Origin of the sequence: Ideonella sp. (assembly GCF_041914305.1) — a bacterium.
GTDB lineage: Bacteria > Pseudomonadota > Gammaproteobacteria > Burkholderiales > Burkholderiaceae_C > Ideonella.
The window spans coordinates 318865-334161 of the sequence record NZ_JAYSDQ010000003.1 but is presented as its reverse complement, the minus strand read 5'-3'; the positions used below and the strand labels follow the sequence as shown (position 1 = coordinate 334161).

Here is a 15297-nt window from a genome sequence, read left to right as displayed (position 1 = left end):
CGCGCCCGACCTTACGATGCCCCTGGCGATGTCGCCAGATGCGAGGGCCGTCACAAGGCGTTCCGATGCCCATTCCCACTCCTGCGGTACCGGCGACCAACGCCCCCTCGGCCTCGCCGCCGCCGCCTGTGCGGCCGCGTTTGCGCTTGCGCCGCCCGCCCGGCTTGTCGATGGCGGCGTGGCGCCAGTTCATCAGCGTGGCCAAGCCCTACTGGCTGGGCGACCAACGCAAAGCGGCTTGGGGCCTGCTGGCGCTGCTGATCGTGCTGATGCTGGGCGAGACCCAGTTCGCGGTGATGCTCAACAACCAGGCCGGCGAGATGACCTCGGCGCTGTCGGCCAAGGACGGCCCGCGCTTCTGGAGCAATGTGCGGGCGTGCTTGATGGTGCTGGTGTTCGCGGTGCCGATCTACGCCTTCTACTACTACATGCGCGATGCGTTCTCCAACCACTGGAGGCGCTGGCTGACCGGCCGCTTTCTCGACGGTTACCTGAGCGGTCGCAAGTACTACGAGCTGAACAACAGCGGCGACATCGACAACCCTGACCAACGCATCAGCGAAGACATCAACAGTTTCACAGGCCGTTCGATCCACTTCCTGCTGATCTTTCTCGGCTCGGGCATGCAGCTGGTGGCCTTCAGCGCGGTGCTGTGGTCGATCTCGCACACGCTGGTCGCGTTTCTGGCGGTCTACGCCACGGTCGGCACGGTGGTGGCGCTGTGGGTCTTCGGCTCGCCGCTGATCCAGCTGAATTTCTGGCAACTGCGGCGCGAGGCCGACTTCCGCTTCGGCCTGATGCGGGTGCGTGAGAACGCCGAGTCGATTGCCTTCTACCGCGGCGAGCCGCAAGAGCGAAAGCAGATCGAGCGTCGCTTCGATGCGGTGTTCGCCAACTACGCCAAGCTGATCAAGAAGCAGCGTTCTCTGAACCTGTTCCAGCGTGGGTTCAGCCAGCTGACGCTGGTGGTGCCCAGCGTGATCCTGGCCGATGGGGTGCTGTCAGGCCAGCTCGAAGTGGGGCGGGCCGTGCAGGCCGCGGGCGCCTTCACCGCGGTGCTGGGCGCGGTCGCGCTGATCGTCGACAACTTCGAAAGCCTGAGCCGTTTCGTTGCCGGCATCGGGCGCTTGCATGCCTTGTCCGAGCTGGTGCTGAAAGAGCCAGGCGCTGCCGAGCCGGCGACCGAGCTGCCGTGGATCGAGAGCCGTGAGGGCGACAGCTTCAAGCTCGACGCGGTCACGCTGTACACGCCTCAGGCCGAGCGGCTGCTGGTCAAGGAGCTGAGCCTCGCCCTGAAGCCCGGCGAGGGCCTGTTGATCACCGGTGTCAGCGGCTGCGGCAAGAGCTCGCTGCTGCGCGCGATCGCCGGGCTGTGGCACACCGGCTCGGGCGTGGTGCAGCACCCGCCGATGGACCAGGTGTTCTTTTTGCCGCAGCGGCCTTACCTGCAGCACGGCACGCTGCGCAGCCAACTCATCTACCCCAGCAACGACACCGGGCTGGGCGAACAACGATTGCTCGAGATCCTGCAGCAGGTGCGGCTGGAAGACCTGGCCGAGCGCGTCGGCGGGCTCGACGCGGTGCACGACTGGGAGAAGCTGCTGTCGGTCGGCGAGCAGCAGCGGCTGGCCTTTGCGCGGGTGCTGGTGCGCGCGCCGCAGGTGGTGATCCTCGATGAGGCCACCAGCGCGCTCGACAGTGCCAGCGAGGCGTCGCTGTACAAACGCCTTCGCGACAGTGGCGCCACGCTGATCAGCGTGGCCCACCGCGCGGCGGTGCTGCGCTACCACAGCCAGGTGCTCAAGCTCACCGGCGGCGGCGCCTGGGAAGTGCACGACGCCGAAGGTTACGAATTCGACGGCTGACCTCGCGGGCACCGGCTCCGCTGCGCCCCGAGTGTGCAGCGCGGCTGACGTTTACCGTCGTCGCACGTCGGGGCAGGCGAACTCGCGGCCGATGGCCGAGCGCGCCAGAAAATAGTTGTTACGAGCGCGGTCGCTCAATTGGTCGAGGTTGACGCGGCCGGTGCTGTCACACGGGAAGGCCAGCGCGCGGCCCTTGTCGAACAACGAGGCGAAGCGCAGCTCAAACTGGTGGTCGTCACCATCGGTCGAAACACTGAGGCGAGTAAGCACAACATCCCTCCGGCAAAGCTGTCGACCGGTGTGAAGGCGGTCTGGAAAGCCGCTCTTTTGAGGGCTGGTCGACAGGCACACAGCTTGCCGTTCTTGGCTTACAGAATCATTCAACATTCGTCAGCAAATGTTCATTTCCGGTGTGACCTAACGCACAGACGCGCGACCGTGGTGGCGCTGGTGAGCGCGTGGGGTCGTCGCCCAGTAAGGAAGCCGCACCGAAACACGACCTATCGATGACCACGTTCATCGAGACCCGGACCGAACTCCACCGCCGCCGCTCATGGCGACGGCGCCTCGCAAGGAGCCCCGCCATGTCGACCCGCCTGCCTCACAACGCCGACCAGTACGAGCTGCGGTTTGCCAACCTGTTCGACGAAGGCCGCGGCTTGTCGTTTCCGTGCGACCGCGCTGGCCGGGTCGACCTGGATCGCCTGAGCGACCGGGCCCGGGCCAACTACTTCTTCGCCCGCTCGGCGATCGGTCGCGAGTTCAGCTGCCCGGCCGTCCGGCAGGCCTGGCACTGACGCCGGTGGCGGCCGTTGCGCCGGCCAGAACGGCCAAGGCCTCAGCCCGCCGCGGGCGGGGCACCGGCGGCCGGTGCCACCTTGCCCGTCAGGCGTCCGATCAGCTCGTGCATCACCGCGTCTTCCTCGGGCTTGAGCAGGCCGCTGCGCAACAGCGATTCGCGCTCCAGCGAGCGCAGGCGCCACTCGATCTCGCGCACGATCGTGATCACCTCCTGGTGGATCTGCGGGTCGTGCAGCGCGGCGAGTTCGCGCAGCAGCACCTCGGGGTCGGCCGCATCGAGCCCAGTGCTCGAGAACGCGGTCTGCAGGCGCTGCATGCGGTCCAGCCCTGAGGCCAATGCGCGCTGCAATTCGCCGCGCGACCTGCCGATCTGCTCTTCGATCCAGCCCCGGTGCTGCGCGAAACGGCGCATCGTCGCGGCAATGCGGGCCACGCGCGGCACCGCGTCTTCCATCGGCGTCGGCGCACCGCCCTGGCTCGGGTCGCTGCGGGCCGCCGCGTCGCTGATGGCCTGCACCAGCTCGGGGCTGAACTCGCCCGGGATGATGCGGGTGGCCACGCTGGCACGCGCCAGCGGCATCAGGCCCGATTCGAGCAGCGCCATCAGCCACTCGGCCGCACCGAGGATCTGGCCGTCCAGCGACAGCGCGCCGCCGGCCACACCGCGCGGGTAGCCGAAACCGTCGAGCCGCTCGTGGTGCAGCAAAACGGCGTTGGCGATCGCGGCGCCCGCGCCCTCCATGTCTTTCAGCACGCGCTGGCCGATGACCGGGTGGCTGACGATGTGGCGCCACTGCTCGGGCGCCAGCCGGGTGCCGCGCTTGAGGTGCTGCGGGTCGATGTACAGCTCGCCCACGTCGTGCAGCAGGCCGGCCAGTGCCAGCAGACGGTGCCGGTCGATGTCGCCCGGCACCAGCTTGCGCCCCAGCGCCATCGCCAGCATCGCCACGCCCACGGTGTGGCGCAGCCGGTCGCCCTGGTACTCGCTGTAGACGGTCAACAGCGACTGCACCGGTGCCGACAACTTCAGCCGCATCAACGATGCCGGGATCGGCTGCGCCGTGCCCTCGGGCTGGCACAGCGTGGCCACCAGCGGGTATTCGGTCAGCAGGGCGTTGGCGATCGGGCCGAAGCGCTCGGGCACCACGCCGCCAACGACCTGCACGCAGTCTTCGAGCGGCTTTTGCAGCTTGTGCTGCAGCAGGCGCTCGCGCATGGCCGGGTCGATGCGCGCGCCTTTGGCCATCAGCTTGATGCCATTGCCGGTGACGATGTCTTCCGTCACCTCGACCGCGTGGTGGGCCGTGGTGGCGACCACATGGTCCAGATAGTGCGGGTTGACTTGACCGGGGTCTTCGACGGTCTCGTTCACAGGCGGCTGGGCTCCCTGGCCCGTGGCATGGCGGGCTCTGGGCTTGATCTTAGCCGGGGGCCCCCTGGCGGTACAGCACGATGCGGCGCCCCTTTGTCGCGCGGGCGCCATGCGTGTGGCCTCTGTTACATCCGCGGCGCGTGCCGCCTGTCGATTCCGCCATGCCAGCTTCGTCGTGATGATGAGGCGCCACGGCGCTTCGACCCATTCAACGACAGGAGCGAGCGAACATGAGCAAAGCCACCCCCGTACCGCCGGCGATCGGCGCGATCCCCTACCTGACGATCCGCGGCGCGAGCGACGCGATCGCTTTCTACCAGCGCGTTTTCGGCGCCGAGATCGTCGAGCGGCTGGACGACCCGACCGGTGCGGTCGTGCACTGCCAGCTGCAGGTCGGCCCGGCCAGCTTCATGCTGACCGAAGAGCGGCCGCAGATGGGCGCATTGAGCCCGATGAGCGTGGGCGGCACGTCGACCGCGGTGACCTTCTACGTGCCCGATTGCGACAAGATCGTGCAGCGGGCGCTCGACGCCGGCGCGAAGCCGACGATGCCGCTGATGGACCAGTTCTGGGGCGACCGCGCCGGTGGCGTGATCGACCCGTTCGGCCACAGCTGGATGATCGCCACGCACAAGGAAGACCTGAGCTCGGCGCAATTGAAGGAGCGCTTCCAGACCGCGATGGCGCAGCACGGCGCCGGCTGCGGCGGCTGACGCCCCGGCGCCGGGATTGACCCGGCCGCGCGCTTGGCCGAAGCTGGCGAGCATGATGTCGATGATGATGTTTGCTCGCCGGCTCCGGCCCTTTCTCGTCGTGGCGGCCTGCGTGGTGGTGGGGCTGCTCGGCAGCACCGTTGCCCACGCGGCCGGCGACACGCTGCGCATCGGCTCGAAGCGGTTCACCGAGTCGTACATCCTGGCCCAGGTGCTGGCGCAGACCGCCGCGCCGCACGCGGCGGTCGAGGTGAAGCAGGGGCTGGGCAACACCGCGATCGTCTACGAGGCGCTGCGCGCCGGCAGCATCGACCTCTACCCCGAGTACACCGGCACGATCGGGCTGGAGATCCTGAAAAGCCCCGGTGCGATGACGCTGGCGGCGATGCGCGAGCAACTGAAGCCCCTGGGCCTGGGCGTCGCCGTGCGGCTGGGCTTCAACGACGGTTATGCATTGGCGATGCGCGAAGACACCGCCGCGCGGCTGGGCGTGCGCAAGCTGAGCGACCTCGCCGCACAACCCGCATTGCGCCTGGGCCTGAGCAACGAGTTCATCGGCCGGGCCGACGGCTGGCAGGGCCTGGCCGAGCGCTACCACCTGGCGCAGCAGCCGGCGGGGCTGGACCATGGCCTGGCCTACGACGCCATCGCCGGCGGCCAGGTCGACGTGATCGACATCTACACCACCGACGCGAAGATCGGCCACCTCGGCCTGCGTGTGCTCGAAGACGACGCCGGCCACTTCCCGCGTTATGACGCGGTGCTGCTGTACCGGCTCGACGTGCCGCAGCGGTTCCCGGCGGCGTGGGCCGCACTGCAAGGGCTGGAGGGCCGCATCGGCGAGGCGCAGATGATCGCGATGAACGCGCGCGCCGAGCTGCAGGGCGCGGCGTTCGACGTGATCGCGCGTGACCACCTGGCGCAGCGCAGGGCGACGAGTGCGCCGGTCGACACCGGCGTCTGGTCCAAGCTCTGGGGCCCCGATCTGTCGCGCCTGGCGGCCCAGCACCTGGGCCTGGTGGCCGCCGCGGTGCTGCTGGCGGTGCTGATCGGCGTGCCGCTGGCGGTGGCGGTGGCCTCGCATGCCGGCGCGCGGTCTGCCGTGCTGGGGGCGACAGGGCTGCTGCAGACCGTGCCCTCGCTGGCGCTGCTCGCGGTGCTGATCTCGTGGCTCGGCCGCATCGGCACCGTGCCGGCGCTGGTGGCGTTGACCTTGTATGCGCTGCTGCCGATCATGCGCAACACCTGCACCGGCCTGGCCGAGGTGCCGGCTGGGCTGAAGCTGGCGGGCCAGGCGCTGGGCCTGCGCCGCGGCCAGCAACTGCGGGTGGTCGAGCTGCCGCTGGCGCTGCCGGTCATCGTGGCCGGCGTGCGCACGGCCACCACGATCTCGGTCGGCACCGCGACGATCGCCGCCTTCATCGGCGCCGGCGGCTTCGGCGAGCGCATCGTCACCGGCCTGGCGCTGAACGACAAGGCCTTGCTGCTGGCCGGTGCGCTGCCGGCTGCGGCATTGGCGCTGCTGTTCGAAGCCAGCTTCGGCCTGGCCGAGCGCTGGCTGCGGCGCAGCCGCCTGGCCGAGGTTTAGGAGACGACCATGAACACGCTGCGCCAACGATGCGCCACGCTGATCACCACGGCGCTGGCCATCATTGGCCTGGCCGCTTGCGCGCCGCTGCCGGTGGCCGCGCCGGGCGGCGCCTCGTTGTTCGTCGACTCGGCCTTCGCGCCGCCGAGCCGGCCGGTCGAGCCCGCCCAGGTCTTTGCGCTCAGCGCCGAGATGCGCCGCTACCTGGCGCACGAGATCGACGATCAGGTCCAGCTTCATGGCCTGCAGCGTGGGCTGATCGACGCGCTGTACTCGAGCCAGCGGCTCGCGTTGGACTACGACGCCGAGTTCACCCGCAACGCGGCCGAGGCCTTCGATGCGCGGGCCGGCAACTGCCTGTCGCTGGCGATCATGACCGGCGCGTTTGCCAAGGCGCTGGGGCTGGCGGTGCGCTACCAGGCCGTGCAGATCGACGACAGCTGGGGCCGCGATGGTGACCTCGCGCTGTTCGTCGGCCACGTCAATGTCTCGATCGGCAAGCGCGTGCCGGTGGTGCGCACGGTCGAGCACAGCCCCGATTGGTGGACGGTCGATTTCCTGCCGCAGGCCGACATCCAGCGCCAGCGGGCGCTGCCGGTGGCCGAAGAGCGCATCGTCGCGATGTACCTCAACAACAAGGCCGCCGAGGCGCTGGCCCGTGGCCGCCGGGACGACGCCTACTGGTGGGTCCGCGCCGCGATCGTCGAAGACCGGCGTTTTGCCGACCTGTACAACACGCTCGGTGTGGTCTACATGCGCCACGGCCTGCCCCAGCCGGCCGAGGCCGCGTTGCGGGCCGCGCTGGCCCAGCGCAGCGAGCATCCGCAAGCCCTGGGCAACCTGGCCTTGCTGTTGCACCGCCAAGGGCGTGAGGCCGAGGCCGGCAGCGTCGACCAGCAACTGGCGCGGCTGCGCGCGAAGTCACCGTTCGCCAGCTTCAACCGGGGTCTTCGGGCCTACGAAAGCGGCGACTACGCGCAGGCCCGCGAGCAGTTCGAGCGCGCGCTGGCGCTGTCGAACGACTTCCACGAATTTCACTACTGGATGGCGCTGGCCTGCCTGCGCCTGGGCGAGCGCGAACAGGCGCTCAGGCACCTGCACGAGGCCGAGCAGAACAGCACCACCCGGCAGCAGCAGGCCGCCTATGCGATGAAGCTGCAGCGGCTGGCGGCCGCGGGCGCCCCGGCGCGCTGACTGCGCCGCCCGGCCCAGGCGGCGCGCATTCCATCGCCATCTTTCGGCGGCAGAATCGCCGCCGTGTCCGCGGCCCCGCAACGAGGGCCGGCGCTGGTGTTGGGGGTGCGACATGTCTCGATCGTGGCAAGCGGGCGCGTGGCTGCGCGGCGTGGTGCTGGTCTTGTGCCTGCCTTTGGCGGCCCGGGCCGGGGCCAGCTGCGACCCCTTGCCGGCACAGTTGCCGGCGGTGCCGCCGGTCCTGGTCCATGGCAGCCGGGGCGACTTCGCCTACTTCAAGTGGGACGACTACTGCTACGGCGGCCCGGCGCTGAGCTGGACCGAATGGGCCGAAGGCAACGACTGGGACGCCGGCACGCAGACGCTGACGCGCCGGCTCGACTACTACCGCCGCGCCGACATCCCGCTCGGCGAGTCGACCCCGCTGGTGCTGTACGCCCATCCGAACGGCCAGAACGAAGAGATCGCCGCCGACTCGACGCTGTACAACGCCTTGCTGGTGAAGGTGCTGGAGGCCGGCTACGCACTGGCATCGCTCGAATCGCGGCACCCGCTGAGCAGCTTCATCGTCAAGCGCCCACCGGGCCATGACAAGCCCGACTGGCCTGCGCCCACCACCGCCGCGCTGCCCAGCAACGACATCGCCACCGCGGTGCGCTGGCTGAAGTTCTACCGCCGCACCTTCGGCATCGACGCCGGCAAGATCTTCCTCGTCGGCCAATCCCGGGGCTCGGCGGCACTGCTGAACGCGCTGCTGAACGAGCCCGCGCAAAACGAGTTCACCGACTGGCGCTCGCGCTCGTCGAGCGTGCGCGGGGCCTACGTGGTGCAGGCGCAGACGACCTACCTCGAAGCCGAGATCGGCCCGGTCTTCGTCAAGGGCACCGGCCCCGACGGCGAGCCCTACCGCTACTGGTACCACCAGGACGCGCCCGACGTGATCATCGACCTGGCGCGCAACATCCCTGGCAGCGCAGTGCAGCTGGCCCGCAACGCGGCGCTGGACACGCTGGTGCCGGTGCACATGGCCTACGAGCAGCCGCTGGCGCTGGAGCCCGACGGCCGCAGCATCCAGCCGCAGTGCTACGAAAGCAGCAACCGCAACCGCGCCTACCAGGAGTTCGACGACGACAACGACGCCAGCACGCCGCCGGTCTACGACATCGACCAGCTGCCGAAATGCCCGCCCGCCGGCGACGGGCCGCGGCCGATGTTCGACCTGCACGACCCGAACTACAGCCAGTACTTTGCGCAGGCCTACGCCGACCGCGGCGTGCCGCAGCGCATCACCCGCTGCGTGGACGTGGGCAAGGACAACGTCGAGGCGGCCTACGCCGAGCTGGTGCCTTTCGTGCGCGCGGTGCTCGACCAGCGGGTGTTCACCACCACCTGCCCGGCCGGCGGCACACCGGCGCCGGCGCCACCGCCGACGAGACGAAAGCCCTGACCCGCGAGTGGGTGGCACCTGAAGCGGCCACCACGCCGGCACCTGCGGGCGACCGCCCGGCGGCGACTCTGGCACGATCGGGCCTTCGCTTGCGAGGAGCTTCCCGATGCATCGTGTCTTGGCTGCGGCGCTGGCGCTGCTGATTTCGTTGCCCGCCTGGTCCCAGCGCAGCCAGCCGGCGCCGCTGCGCATCATGCCCATCGGTGATTCGATCACCGAAGGCGGCGACGGCACCGGCGGCTTTCGCAAGCCGCTGTTCGACAAGCTGACCGCCGCCTGGGGCATGCCCAACTTCGTCGGCTCGCGCAACATGCGCCAGAGCGACCCGGTGGATGTCGTCGACCACGACGAAGACGGCTACTCGGCCTACCGCATCGAGCAGATCACCTCGGGCAAGGGCTTCTGGAATGCGCCGCCGCTGGAGACACGGCTGAAGGCCTGGGACCCGGCGGTCGTGACCATTCACGCCGGCACCAACGACGCACAGCAGAACTACTACTTCTACGGCAACCCGAAGACCGGCTTTCCCGGCGTGGTCGACCGGCTCGACGACCTGGTCTCGCGCATCGTCGCCTTCAACCCCGAGATCTACATCGTCGTGGCGCAGATCATCCCGGCCAACGCGCCGGCCACCGAGACCACGCAGGCCTACATCCGCGCGCTGAACGCGAAGATCCCGGCGCTGGTCGAGCGGCACCAGGCGCTGGGCCACCGGGTGTCGCTGGTCGACCTGTACACGCCGATGCTGGCGCACCCGAACCCCGACGGCATCCACCCCGGCGCCGAAGGCTACGCGGTGATGGCCGAGCAGTGGTTCCAGGCGCTGATGGCGCTGGGCGTGGTGCCGAAGAACCCCGACCCGGGCCGCTTCTGGGGCCTGCACCAGGCCGACCGCTTCAGCACCACCTCGTCGACGCCGTGGTCGCCGCAGGCCAACCTCCTGCGCGCCGGCTCGCCCAGCCTGGCCGGCGTGCAGACCAGCGGCTACAGCGGCAGCCATGCGCCGGCCCTGCTCAACGACGGCTCACTGGGCGCCTTCTCCAACGACCAGGACTACCTCTCGACGACCACGTTCACGCTGGCCACGGCGCAGGCCCCGAATGGCTACGACCTCACCCGCATCCGCAGCGCCGCCGGCCTGCCCACGGCCGCCAACGGCGACGAGCGCTCGCACCAGTCTTACGAGGTGTGGTGGTCGTCGGTCGACGCACCCGACACCTTCACCCAGCTCGGTGACTTTCACCACGTGCTCGTCAACGTGGCCGAGCGCGCGTCGCAGATCACGCTGACGCGCACCGGCGGCGCGCCGCTGGCCACGCGGGTGGCAAAGGTCCAGTTCCGCTTCACGCAGCCGCCGCTGCGCCAGTTCGGCTTCATCGGCATCGACAGCCCCACGCCGTACCGCGAGCTCGAGGTGTTCGGCGCGCCCACGCCGTAGTGGGCCCGGCGGGGCCGCCGCGATAATGCGCGCCGCTTCCGATCCCGGTGTTTCCATGCAACGTCGTCATTTCTTGCGCAGCGGTGCTGCGCTGGCCAGCCTGTCACCGCTCGGCGCCGCCCGGGCCGACGGCGATACGGCGCCGGTAGCCGGCGAGCGGCCCGCGTTCGCGGCGCCGGCGCCATTGGCGGCCGTGCGGGCGCGGCCAGACCGCCTGATCGACATCTCGGTCTGCACCCGGCCGTTCAGGCCGCAAGGCCCGCGCATCGAGGCGGAGCGGCGCCATGGCAAGACCATCGTCCACAACTACGGCCACGGCGGCAGTGGCTGGTCGCTCTCGTGGGGCTCGGCGAAGCTGGCGCTGCCGATGATTCAGGCCGCGCGCGAGAAGCACGTGGCGGTCATCGGCTGCGGCGCGATCGGGCTGACCACCGCACGCGTGGCACAACGGGCCGGGCTGCGGGTGCGCATCTACGCGAAAGAGCGGCCGCCCGAGGTGCGCTCGTCGGCCGCCACCGGCGTGTGGTCACCCGACTCGCGCATCTGCACCGAAGCGCATGCGACCCCCGAATTCACCCAGCGCTGGGAGGCGATGGCACGCGCGTCGTTCAAGGTCTACCAAAGCCTGCTCGGGCTGCCGGGTGACCCGGTGGCGTGGCACGACGGTTACCTGCTGTCCGACCTGCCGTTCGACCAGCCCTTGCCGCCGCCGGCGATCGAAGACCACGAGCCCGACTACCCGGACCTGGAGTCCCGTATCCGCGAACTCTGGCCGCGCTCGCAGGTGCTGCTGCCGCACGAGCACCCGTTTCGTGTGCCGCACGTGCGCCGCTACAGCCAGATGACCTACAACCTGGCGACCTACTCGCGCCTGTTGTTCGACGATTTCCTGCGCGAAGGCGGCGAGATCGAGCAGCGCGAGTTCTCGCACCCGCGCCAGTTCGTGGCGCTGAAAGAGCGGGTGGTCGTCAACGCCACCGGCTACGGTGCGCGCGCGTTGTTCGGCGACGAATCGATCGTGCCGGTGCGCGGCCAGACGGCGCGGCTCGTCCCGCAGCCCGAGGTCCACTACAACCTGATCTACCGCGGCCACAACCTGGTGATGGTGTCGCGCCGCGAAGGGTTGCTGGTGCAGGCACAGGGCGAGCACGACTACGGCAACGACGACACGACGCCCGACCGCGCCTTGTCCGAAGCGGCGGTGGGGCGGCTGGCGCAGTTGTTCGGCTGACCTTCTCGACAACTGTCACGGTCGAGCAGAAAGACACGGAGGGCGGTACTGCATCTTTTGGGCAGAACGGCGCCCAGCACCTGCGTGGCAGCCTGGCGGTGCGCGGTTAACATCTTGCTTGGGGGGAGTCGACTGCTTTGTGAAGTGGGCGGCGCCATGCCGTCAACACGATCGACGCGGGCTCAAGCACCGCGCTCCACGATGACCAAAGCAGCATATTGTGGGTTGCGCTTCTGCGCTCGCAAGGTACTTGATCTTGTTCTGGCCGCTTCAGCCAGCGTCGCGCTGGTGGCTTGCGGTGGTGGCGGCGGCGGTGAGGGACCGCCGACCACGCCCGATACGCCGTTGATCTATGGCATCGCAGCGCAGGGCGCAGCGATGGATGGAACGGTCAGCATTGAAGACAGCGCTGGACGCATCGTTTCGACACCCATTTCCGGAACGAGCGGGGAGTTCAGTGTCAGCGCGACCGGCCTGGTGGCGCCCTTCGTGCTCAAGGCGACGAGCGGTGACGGCAAGACGGTTTTGTACTCGGCGGCTGCTGCTGCCGGGCGCGTCAACGTTACGCCAATGACGCATGTCAGCCTGATGAGGCTGGCGGCGCAGAACAATCTGAAGGGCCCCGCCGCGCTCTATGCGTCGCCGAGCCTGTTCAAGTCCGCGCTGACCGGCACTGCGTTGCACGACGCCGGCGCAGTGGCTCTTGGTCGATTGATGCCGGCGTTTGTGTCAGGCTTGCCCGGTTCGAAGCCCGGTTCTGCGCCGTCCTACGACCCATATGCGACGCGGCTGACGGTTGGCGATGCAGTTGATCGCTTGTTGGATCTTTACCCCATCCGCATGTCGATCAGCGCCGAGGGGATCGAACTGGCCACGCAGACCGATGTGGCTGCCGGCGTCGCTGCCGTGGTGTCACGCGGTGACACTGCAGGGGCGAGTGGAAAGCAACTGGCCATATTGGGCTCGACGGCCGACGTGGCGGCAGGCTCGGCTACGCAACTCACCGCACAGGCCACGTTCACCAACAATGCGGTCCAAGTCGTGCCGGTTACCTGGACTATGCTCGGCGACGGGCAAATCGATGCCAATGGGAAGTTCGTGGCGCCGGCCGTGACGGCGGCGACAAAGATCCCCGTGCGCGCTCAATGGTTTGACGGCACTCAAACGCTGACAAGCGAAATCACGTTGAACGTGGTGCCCTTGTTGAGGCCCGTGTCCCTGGAGATCACCGGTGCCGACACGGGGACCGTGGCAGCCAACGCCGATGTGGCACTGGCCGCCAAGGTCCACTGGTCGGATGGAACCATCACAACCCCCAGCGCCACCTGGACGTGGTCGGGTGATGCATCGGCCGTGCGGCAACTGGGTACTGATGGTCATCTCTTCGCCGGTGCACCGACGGTCGATCAACCCATCGAGGTGCGCAGCAGTTTCACGTCCCAAGGCGTGACTGTCGCATCGACCCAAGACATCACCGTCACCAAGTTCGTCCGCGTGGTGACTTCTTTGGAAATCAACGGATTCACTGGCGGCACGACGCTGCTGGCCGGTGCGACGGCCGACCTGATTGCGGTTGCGCACTGGAACGACGGCACTCAATCGACGGTCTCGCCCGACTGGAGCGTTCGCCAAACGGGCGGGATTCAGGGCCGCATTGCCGTTGCCATCTCGCAGACCGGGTACCTGAGTTCGGCCGCGTTCTATCTTCCGCCGGACGCAGATCAGACGGCGCGCGCGCCCGACCAGTTTCTCGTTACGGCAAGCTATGGCGGCAACAGCGACGGGCCGGTGGTGACGAGCACCGCCCTGACCGTGAAGCCCCTGATCAAGGAGCCCACAGCGCTGGTCATTCATGGTGCGGTTGAGCTGACCGAGGGAGCGACTGCGACCTACCAGGCATTCATCACCTATTCTGATGACAGCCAGGACGAAACGACCGCGACCTGGGTGTCGGCCGACAGCGCCATGCTGCAGTCGGTTGGCGCTGCATCGTTCCGCGCCGGGGAGTATGCACAGAAGCCGACGCAATCACAGCAGGTCAAGATCACCGCGTCGCTGAACTACACCTATCGCGATGCCAACGATCGCCCAGTGACGAAGGCATTGGAGGCCAATCTGGACGTGGCCATCGCATGGGTGGAGCCGATGCTGTCGTCGATCACATTGCCCGGCAACTTCGACTTCGTCGAGCCTGGCCCTAGCGGGACCACAGTCAAGGTGATTGGCCGGTACTCGAAGCTGGGGCGCCAATTCGACCAGGAGGTCGGCGACGCGACGCTCACTTCGAACAACCAGCGGCTTGCAGGCAACGGCAACGTTCTTACGATCGTTGCCGCGCCGTCCAGCGCGAGTGAGTCGTGGGCGACGGTGACGGCGACGGCCCGTGATGCTGCGAGTGGACGCGACGTCACGGCGTCTCGCCTCGTGACAATCGGCCGTGCGGCGACGGTTGCCAAGCGCTTGTTGGCATATCCGTGGGGTCCCCACGGAATCACTGTCCAGTTCCGTGCCATTTCGTCGGCTGGCCATCTTCTTGACTACGACGTGATTCGTGATGACATCGGTCGCACTGGTTTCATCTCTGCCGCAACGGCGCGCCAGGTACCTTTTTTGACCGGATTGACCGATCTCTCGCAGAGCCAGACAGTGAGCAACGAGACGCAGTACGTGGCCGCGATCTCGTTCGGAGAGTTGCTCGTCATCCGCTTGCAGGACCTGTACGACCCGGCGCGTGCCGTGACGCCAATCGTCCAGCCGACCGCCGGCAGGGCGACCGCAGCCGCCTTGGTATACCGAGCGAGTGCCGACAGCAAACCGGCGGCGGTTCTGTTGTATGTGCTTACCGAGGACGGCTCTGTTCATCGGCTCGCGATGCCGGCGCAACTGGATCGCGCGCTCAATGCATCGGACATCGTCCACGAAGCGAAGTTGCCCGGCGTATTTCAGGCGATCAGTGCCGGTGCCGAACACCTCGTGCTGACAAAGGCAAACGGCGCGATCTACGGCGAAGGTTCGAATTCGAAAGGACAGGTCGGCGACCCGGTGCTCAACCAGACGGGCTGGCATGACTTCTTCCAGACCCAGTCCGTCCAATTCGACATGGCTGGCTCGCCGACGTATTCGAACTTCGTCGGGCCCACGCCCGTCTTTGCTGAACGTGACGCGTCCATGGCCACCGACGCGACCAACCTGCGAGGGTGGGGAACCGTCGAAAGCACCTCCTACGTGGTGCGAGGGATCAGCGACACGTCTGAGGCCAAGGTCAGCGCAGCGACCAACCTCACGTCTTCGGTGGGCCCGGCGCGGTCATTGACCGGCGGCGCATTCGTTCAAGCTGACGGCTCGGTGGTCTTCAGGTCTGCCGACTTCGTGGATTCGTCCTATGAAGGCAGAGATCTGTGGGGGAATGGCCTGCGAAGCTACGGTGCAGCCACCTGGCTGCCTAAGGCGCTGCAAGTGGTCGCCTGTCGTCGTCAGATCGCCGAGTGGCCGGGCACCGGGGGGGAACTGACGAAGCTGATGCCAATCGTTCGGTCCGAAACGGACACCCTGTACTACCTCGATGGTCGACCCATCGTTGATTCTGCCGGCCAGGCGGTGGTCATTCCATAAGCGTGCCAAGCCGGGCAGCGGCGGGGCGGATGCTCA

Annotated in this window: 11 protein-coding genes; 9 read left to right on the top strand and 2 right to left on the bottom strand. The window is 68.2% G+C overall.

Going from position 1 to position 15297, the window contains the following annotated elements:
• The first annotated feature begins 170 nt into the window (after positions 1-170).
• A complete protein-coding gene (locus tag ACE3SG_RS06190; RefSeq protein WP_374563339.1) occupies positions 171-1865 on the top strand; it encodes an ABC transporter ATP-binding protein/permease in 1695 nt (564 codons plus the stop codon).
• 51 nt (positions 1866-1916) lie between these two features.
• On the opposite strand, the gene ACE3SG_RS06185 is transcribed toward ACE3SG_RS06190, so the two are convergent.
• Entirely contained in the window at positions 1917-2135 is a 219-nt protein-coding gene (locus ACE3SG_RS06185; RefSeq protein ID WP_374563217.1) for a hypothetical protein, read from the bottom strand.
• Between the two features lie 314 nt (positions 2136-2449).
• Here ACE3SG_RS06185 and ACE3SG_RS06180 point away from each other — a divergent pair, with 314 nt between their 5' ends.
• Entirely contained in the window at positions 2450-2662 is a 213-nt protein-coding gene (locus tag ACE3SG_RS06180) for a hypothetical protein (RefSeq protein ID WP_374563215.1), read from the top strand.
• Between the two features lie 41 nt (positions 2663-2703).
• On the opposite strand, the gene ACE3SG_RS06175 is transcribed toward ACE3SG_RS06180, so the two are convergent.
• Complete coding sequence (locus ACE3SG_RS06175; protein WP_374563212.1) at positions 2704-4038, bottom strand: HD-GYP domain-containing protein; 1335 nt, start codon at positions 4036-4038, stop codon at positions 2704-2706.
• A gap of 230 nt (positions 4039-4268) precedes the next feature.
• Here ACE3SG_RS06175 and ACE3SG_RS06170 point away from each other — a divergent pair, with 230 nt between their 5' ends.
• From ACE3SG_RS06170 to ACE3SG_RS06140, 7 genes are all read left to right on the top strand, one after another.
• Complete coding sequence (locus ACE3SG_RS06170) at positions 4269-4751, top strand: VOC family protein (RefSeq protein WP_374563210.1); 483 nt, start codon at positions 4269-4271, stop codon at positions 4749-4751.
• Positions 4752-4818: 67 nt separating this feature from the next.
• Complete coding sequence (locus ACE3SG_RS06165) at positions 4819-6339, top strand: glycine betaine ABC transporter substrate-binding protein (RefSeq protein WP_374563337.1); 1521 nt, start codon at positions 4819-4821, stop codon at positions 6337-6339.
• A 9-nt stretch (positions 6340-6348) separates the two neighbouring features.
• Positions 6349-7533 (top strand): tetratricopeptide repeat protein, encoded by a 1185-nt coding sequence (locus ACE3SG_RS06160; protein WP_374563208.1) that lies wholly within the window; start codon positions 6349-6351, stop codon positions 7531-7533.
• A gap of 112 nt (positions 7534-7645) precedes the next feature.
• Positions 7646-8980 carry a hypothetical protein gene (locus ACE3SG_RS06155; RefSeq protein ID WP_374563207.1) on the top strand — a complete coding sequence of 445 codons (1335 nt, stop codon included), beginning with the start codon at positions 7646-7648 and terminating at the stop codon, positions 8978-8980.
• A 106-nt stretch (positions 8981-9086) separates the two neighbouring features.
• Complete coding sequence (locus tag ACE3SG_RS06150; protein WP_374563205.1) at positions 9087-10418, top strand: GDSL-type esterase/lipase family protein; 1332 nt, start codon at positions 9087-9089, stop codon at positions 10416-10418.
• Positions 10419-10473: 55 nt separating this feature from the next.
• Complete coding sequence (locus ACE3SG_RS06145; RefSeq protein ID WP_374563203.1) at positions 10474-11649, top strand: FAD-dependent oxidoreductase; 1176 nt, start codon at positions 10474-10476, stop codon at positions 11647-11649.
• Positions 11650-11850: 201 nt separating this feature from the next.
• Entirely contained in the window at positions 11851-15261 is a 3411-nt protein-coding gene (locus ACE3SG_RS06140) for a hypothetical protein (protein WP_374563201.1), read from the top strand.
• The last annotated feature ends 36 nt before the right edge of the window (positions 15262-15297 follow it).

Coding starts and splice junctions, on each gene's coding strand:
- ACE3SG_RS06190 (WP_374563339.1), top strand. CDS start 171: ATGGCGGCGTGGCGCCAGTTCATCAGCGTGGCCAAGCCCTACTGGCTG.
- ACE3SG_RS06180 (WP_374563215.1), top strand. CDS start 2,450: ATGTCGACCCGCCTGCCTCACAACGCCGACCAGTACGAGCTGCGGTTT.
- ACE3SG_RS06170 (WP_374563210.1), top strand. CDS start 4,269: ATGAGCAAAGCCACCCCCGTACCGCCGGCGATCGGCGCGATCCCCTAC.
- ACE3SG_RS06165 (WP_374563337.1), top strand. CDS start 4,819: ATGTTTGCTCGCCGGCTCCGGCCCTTTCTCGTCGTGGCGGCCTGCGTG.
- ACE3SG_RS06160 (WP_374563208.1), top strand. CDS start 6,349: ATGAACACGCTGCGCCAACGATGCGCCACGCTGATCACCACGGCGCTG.
- ACE3SG_RS06155 (WP_374563207.1), top strand. CDS start 7,646: ATGTCTCGATCGTGGCAAGCGGGCGCGTGGCTGCGCGGCGTGGTGCTG.
- ACE3SG_RS06150 (WP_374563205.1), top strand. CDS start 9,087: ATGCATCGTGTCTTGGCTGCGGCGCTGGCGCTGCTGATTTCGTTGCCC.
- ACE3SG_RS06145 (WP_374563203.1), top strand. CDS start 10,474: ATGCAACGTCGTCATTTCTTGCGCAGCGGTGCTGCGCTGGCCAGCCTG.
- ACE3SG_RS06140 (WP_374563201.1), top strand. CDS start 11,851: ATGACCAAAGCAGCATATTGTGGGTTGCGCTTCTGCGCTCGCAAGGTA.